Here is a 4,584-nt window from a genome sequence, read left to right on the forward strand (position 1 = left end):
GCTTTGTAGGCCGAACGCGGTGGACGACAGCGCCAGGCCCAGGCCCAGTACCACGGCGGTATTAAGCGGTTGACCAAAGCCGAGCAAGGCCACTGCGCCAATCACGATACCGGTCAAAAGCACTTGCGCAAGACCGACCCCGAATACCGATTTACGCATCACCCACAGCCGTTTGGGCGACAATTCCAGGCCAATGATAAACAGCAGCAGAACGACCCCGAGTTCGGAAATATGCGCGACGCTTTGCGGGTTGCCGATCAGTCCGAGTACCGATGGGCCGATAGCCACGCCAGCGATCAGATAACCGATCACGGCGCCCAATTGAAGCCGTTTAGCCAATGGAACGGCCACCACGGCGGCGAGCAGAAACACGACTGCGGCCTGTAGCAGGCTGCCTTCATGGGGCATTGGGAACTCCTCAGTATGGGTAGCGGACAGCGTGAAAGCTGAAACAAACGCTATTAAACCACGGCAGCATGACTGATTCAGCGTGGCAAATGGCTGCATCCGCACGTTGCTGAACGCTTGACGGTGCCAGACCCCGGTTAACGGCGTAGCATAAGCGCGCATTTGCCCTGGGGCGGATGATTTCTACCAGCTTTCAGGAAAACTGTAATGACCAACAAGCAGCGTTTGATTTATTCGATCATCATCGCCCTCGCGGTGCTGGCGATCATGCTGGGGCTGTCACATTTGCAGAACAGCGGCGTGATCACCGAGAAGACCTTTCAGTACATCGCGATTTTCGTGGCAGTGATGGTTGTGGTTGTCAACGGCATCATGCGGCGTAAGGTCAAGCACTGAGCTGATGTGTTTTTGTGCTTGAGCTGACGTGCTGGCGAAGTCTGCGATAGGTTCTCCTGGCACCGCGCATTCCCCGCTTTCGGCAGTTCTTGCATCTTCCGCGTCAGAGAGGACGGACTGAGCCAGACGCATGGCGTTACATGTCCTGGTGTGAACTATTGTCGTCGCGCTGAACTCCAAAATCCCGCAAGTCATAAAGCCCAAATAGGGAAATGGAGTTCAAACATGATCAAAAAACTTACCGCTGCCATCCTCACCACCGCCGCCCTGACCACTGCCCCATTGGCATTGGCCGACAAACCGGGGGCTGGCTGGATCACCATCGAGAAAGCCATCGAAAAGGCCAAATCGACAGGCTATACCGAGATCTACAAGATTGAGGCTGATAACAACGGCTACTGGGAAGGTGAAGGACGCAAGGCTGACAGCCTGACATACGAGTTCCGCATTGACGGCACCTCAGGCAATGTCCTACGTGATCAAAAAGACTGATTCAGCCTCCGCTGAATCCTCTCAACAGCGCGACAGGTTCGCGCTGTTGTCGTTTTGGCTAAGCACCGAGACGCAGCGCTCGATCAGGCCCGAGGCTCCTGATATCCCGGACAGGGGTTTTTTAGCGTCAGCGAAAGCGTGTTGCGCTGTAAGGCGTTGGATCGGTGAACGGGGTAGTGCCGGACATCATTTCCGCCAGCAGCCGGCCACACACCGGACCCAGGGTCAAACCGTGGTGCGCGTGCCCGAAATTGAACCACAGACCTTTATGATTCGGCGCGGGGCCTATGACCGGACGCATGTCCGGCAAGCACGGCCGACGTCCGAGCCAAGGTTCGGCATCCAATCGTTCCCCCAACGGATACAGCGTGCGGGCGATGGCCTCGCAGCGGCGTAGTTGGATCTCGTTGGGCGACGCATCGCTGTCGGCAAATTCGACGCCCGTGGTCAGACGAATACCCCGAACCATCGGCGCAAGTACATAACCGGCCTGGGCATCGATCACCGAATGCTGTAATTGCACACCCGGTTGTGACGCATAGTGCATGTGGTAGCCGCGCTTGATGCCCAGTGGAATTTGGTAGCCCAACGGCTTGAACAGATCCGCCGATTGCGGTCCGAGCGCGATGACGACCTGATCGGCATTGAGCGTGCCTTGATCGCTGTCCACCTGCCATTGCTCTGCGTGCTGGCGCAAGCTGCGTGCGTCGCCCTTGAGCAGCACGCCGCCGCGCCGGACAAACAATGCCGCATACCCGCGAGTCAAGGCGCCAGGGTCGCCGACGGTCTTCGGATCGAGCCAGTGAATGCCACCAATGTTCTCCCCGTGCAGATCTGGCTCACGCTCCCTCAACTGTTGCGCGTTCAGCACTTCGTAGCGCAAGCCGAAGCGGTCGTATGACTTGGTATCGGCGACCGCCAGTGCAAACTTGCCCTGGTCGCGATAGAGCTCAATCCAGCCCTTGGCGCTGAACAACCCTTTCATGTCGGCGGCATCGGCGAGTAGGTCGTGCTCGATAACGCTGCGTTCCACCAGTGGCAGCATCGCGCGGCTGGCGCTCGCAAGCTTGTCGGGAGATGACTGCTGCCAGTAACGAAACAGCCACGGCGCAACTTTGGGCAAATAGCTCAGGCTGTAATGCATTGACGATTGGCGATTGAGGCCATAGCGCAGCAATTGCGAAAACTCTCGTGGAAAGGCGTAGGGAATGACGCTGGAGCGCTCGATCAGTCCCGCATTGCCGTGACTGGTGCCGCGCCCCGGCTCGTCGCGGTCAAGCAGTATCACGCTGTGGCCTATGGCTTGCAGGTGTAACGCAGAACAGACGCCAACGATTCCGGCGCCGAGGACAAGGGTCTGGCAATGCATCGTCAATCCTTGATCGGGTGATGAGGGATACGCAGGCGCCGCAGTTTACCTGTTTGTCGCCGCGCAGTACTCTCGGTGGGCTGCTTTCGTCACGCCTCGCTGATTCTGTCTGGCTTGCACATTCCATAACCACACCGGAGCTTCAGATGTCTTCACCCCTCGATAATGTAGAGCTGCAGACGATTTCCTTTTCAGATCTGACGACGCTTTTGCGGCAGATCTTTGTGCGTCATGGCACCTCGCTGGGGGTTGCCGAGGTGCTCGCGAAAAACTGCGCAAGTGCGCAACGCGACGGTTCCCACAGTCACGGAGTTTTCCGCATCAAGGGTTATCTGTCGTCACTGGCTGCAGGTTGGGTCGATGGTCAGGCAATACCGAAGGTCGAAGATGTGGGCGCCGCATTCGTGCGGGTCGATGCCGGTGGCGGGTTCGCGCAGCCGGCATTGGAAGCGGCAAAACCACTGTTGATCGAGAAAGCAAAAAGTGCAGGGGTCGCGATCCTGGCGATTCGCAACTCGCACCATTTCGCGGCATTGTGGCCCGATGTAGAGCCGTTCGCGGAGCAAGGATTGGTGGCATTGAGCGTCGTCAATAGCATGACCTGTGTGGTGCCGCACGATGCACACAAACCCTTGTTTGGCACCAATCCGATCGCCTTTGCTGCGCCCCGTGCTGGTGGCAAACCGATCGTGTTTGACATGGCGACCAGCGCTATCGCCCATGGCGACGTACAAATCGCTGCAAGGGAAGGACGCATGTTGCCAGCAGGAATGGGCGTTGACCGCGCCGGCCAGCCCACCTGCGATCCAAGAGCCATCCTCGACGGCGGTGCGCTATTGCCGTTCGGTGGTTATAAGGGATCGGCGCTGTCAATGATGGTCGAACTTCTAGCGGCAGCCTTGACGGGCGGTAATTTCTCGTTTGAGTTCGATTGGTCGAAGCACCCTGGTGCCCAGACCCCATGGACTGGTCAACTGATCATCGTCATTGACCCGGACAAGGGACGAGGTCAGGACTTTGCCGTGCGCAGTGAAGAATTAGTAAGGCAGATGCACGGCGTGGGTCAGGAACGCATGCCCGGTGATCGGCGTTATGCGCAACGCGCCAAGTCCCTCGCCGACGGCATCGTACTGCCTCAGGATGAGCTTGACCGTCTCAAGCAACTGGCGAGCGTTTAGACCGGGAGACGGATGATTTGTCCATGTGCTTTGAACGGTGCCGGGCTTGAGTGAAGTGTCGCGCTTGGGGCCGTCGAAAGACTTTGCTGAGCGACATGCAGTCGGATTTGATGTTGAGAGTCCCGAGCTTCTTCGGTGGTGCGTGAGTTCTGGCTGCAGGGCATTGCCAGTGCGCTGGCGCTGATAGCGGCGAGCATCAAGGTAACGATGAACGCAATCGTGGTTTTCATGGCCGTAGCTCTTGGGTGAGACCTGACTTGCAAGAGAAAGAGAATACTCAATCGACGCTTGCAGGCTACGGCGAGGCGCAGTGATGGCGTTATCTGATTACTGCCAGGTTATTGCCTGATGCTGCCGGATGTCATCGATATCCGGCCCTGCTCTTTTAACTGTTTATCGACAGCGTTTAATATCCAGTATTCCTCCATTGCGTTTAAAAAAATCAACAATTGCGGTGAGCGATGGACCAGGTAAAAGCAATGAAAATCTTCGTGCGCATCTATGAGCGCAGCAGTTTCACTGCTGCCGCTGAAGATTTGAGCATGCCTCGGGCGACCCTCACCCACAGTTTGAATCAGTTGGAGGCGTGGCTGGGTACACGCTTGCTGGAGCGCAGCACCCGCCGAGTCAAGCCTACGCTGGATGGCGAGGCTTATTACACCAGATGCATTCATTTGCTGGCCGAACTCGAAGACGCCGAGCATGCGTTTCGTAGCGTCGCGCCCAAAGGTATGTTGCGCG

General features: G+C 57.4%; 7 protein-coding genes. 4 read left to right on the plus strand and 3 right to left on the minus strand.

Annotation, left to right across the window (positions count from 1 at the left end; translation table 11 throughout):
• Positions 1–408 (minus strand): cation:proton antiporter (locus VGC62_RS10210; protein ID WP_331186958.1); only part of this gene is annotated, 408 nt, incomplete at its 3' end.
• A gap of 207 nt (positions 409–615) precedes the next feature.
• On the opposite strand from VGC62_RS10210, the gene VGC62_RS10215 reads away from it, so the two are divergent.
• Both VGC62_RS10215 and VGC62_RS10220 read left to right on the plus strand, forming a co-directional pair.
• Positions 616–804: a hypothetical protein gene (locus tag VGC62_RS10215; RefSeq protein WP_331186959.1), complete on the plus strand. Its 189-nt coding sequence runs from the start codon at positions 616–618 to the stop codon at positions 802–804.
• 225 nt (positions 805–1,029) lie between these two features.
• Positions 1,030–1,296, plus strand: coding sequence for a PepSY domain-containing protein (locus VGC62_RS10220; RefSeq protein ID WP_331186960.1), 267 nt, complete (start codon positions 1,030–1,032; stop codon positions 1,294–1,296).
• Positions 1,297–1,423: 127 nt separating this feature from the next.
• Here the strand turns inward: VGC62_RS10220 and VGC62_RS10225 are convergent, their stop codons facing one another.
• Positions 1,424–2,665 carry an FAD-binding oxidoreductase gene (locus VGC62_RS10225; protein WP_331186961.1) on the minus strand — a complete coding sequence of 414 codons (1,242 nt, stop codon included), beginning with the start codon at positions 2,663–2,665 and terminating at the stop codon, positions 1,424–1,426.
• A 146-nt stretch (positions 2,666–2,811) separates the two neighbouring features.
• Here VGC62_RS10225 and VGC62_RS10230 point away from each other — a divergent pair, with 146 nt between their 5' ends.
• Positions 2,812–3,843, plus strand: a complete 1,032-nt coding sequence (locus VGC62_RS10230) for an Ldh family oxidoreductase (RefSeq protein ID WP_331186962.1) — start codon at positions 2,812–2,814, stop codon at positions 3,841–3,843.
• Here the strand turns inward: VGC62_RS10230 and VGC62_RS10235 are convergent.
• The gene (locus VGC62_RS10235) at positions 3,840–4,073 is read right to left on the minus strand and encodes a hypothetical protein (RefSeq protein WP_331186963.1); all 234 of its coding nucleotides are present in this window, start codon (positions 4,071–4,073) and stop codon (positions 3,840–3,842) included. The genes VGC62_RS10230 and VGC62_RS10235 overlap by 4 nt on opposite strands.
• 231 nt (positions 4,074–4,304) lie before the next feature.
• On the opposite strand from VGC62_RS10235, the gene VGC62_RS10240 reads away from it, so the two are divergent.
• Positions 4,305–4,584 (plus strand): LysR family transcriptional regulator (locus tag VGC62_RS10240; protein WP_331186964.1); only part of this gene is annotated, 280 nt, incomplete at its 3' end.

The sequence above is a fragment of the Pseudomonas sp. genome, from assembly GCF_036404235.1.
GTDB lineage: Bacteria > Pseudomonadota > Gammaproteobacteria > Pseudomonadales > Pseudomonadaceae > Aquipseudomonas.